Origin of the sequence: Bartonella sp. AP58NXGY, assembly GCF_042195785.1 — a bacterium.
Classification (GTDB): Bacteria; Pseudomonadota; Alphaproteobacteria; order Rhizobiales; family Rhizobiaceae; genus Bartonella.
The window spans coordinates 1-893 of record NZ_JBHIOY010000154.1; the positions used below are offsets into that span (position 1 = coordinate 1).

Genomic DNA, 893 nt, shown 5'->3' on the forward strand with positions numbered 1-893 from the left:
CTTTCTGCAAATTTAGCAATGCTGGTCGCTTGTGGTAATGCCATTTGTGGCAATTCAGCTATCGTTGCAACTGCCCCTGTCATCCATGCTAGACATGAAGATGTCGCAGCATCAATTGCTTTTACTGCTCTTTTAGGGGTTCTTATTATTTTATTTCTCCCTTTTGCACAGCCACTTCTGAATTTGTCATTCAACCAATATGGTGTGCTTGCCGGTATGGTTGTTTATGCTGTACCACAGGTTTTAGCAGCAACCGCATCTGTCTCTTTTGCCAGTGTTCAAATTGCAACTGTTGTGAAATTGGTACGCGTTCTCATGTTAGGACCTCTTATTTTTGCTCTCTCAATCATCTATCGCCGCTCAGCAGAAACACGCTTTCGCTTACATACTCTCGTTCCATGGTTTATTATTGGTTTTATTATGATGATGCTGGTGCGCTCAAGCAATCTTATCCCCGAAACAGCTCTCAATTCTATCAAATTTATTGCTCAATTGTTCACGGTCATTTCGATGGCCGCATTAGGACTGGGCGTTGATATTCGCTCATTAAAAAAAGCAGGATGGCGTATTATTTTGGCTTCATCCTGCTCCATAATTATTCTCGGTATTTGTAGCCTGACCATGATACAATTGAATGATTTAAATCATATAACACTTTAAAAATATTCTTATTTCTTTTTTCAACAGAACATGTGATAAACTCAGACAATTGCCAATATTATTAAAACAGCTCTTTCATTTAAATAATCCTTTCTTAAATGATTTTATCTATACACTAACTCTGCTTATGATATGTAAGAGAATGATTTTGTTTTATGGATTTAAAGTGAACATAGAAAAATTTATCATTGTAAATCAATTTATTAACAATCAAAACAAATAAGGATCAAATC

Annotated in this window: 1 protein-coding gene; it reads left to right on the forward strand. The window is 35.9% G+C overall.

Going from position 1 to position 893, the window contains the following annotated elements; genetic code table 11:
• A partial coding sequence (locus ACFINC_RS10130) for a YeiH family protein (protein ID WP_375617132.1) occupies nucleotides 1-660 on the forward strand: 660 nt, incomplete at its 5' end.
• Nucleotides 661-893 lie beyond the last annotated feature (233 nt).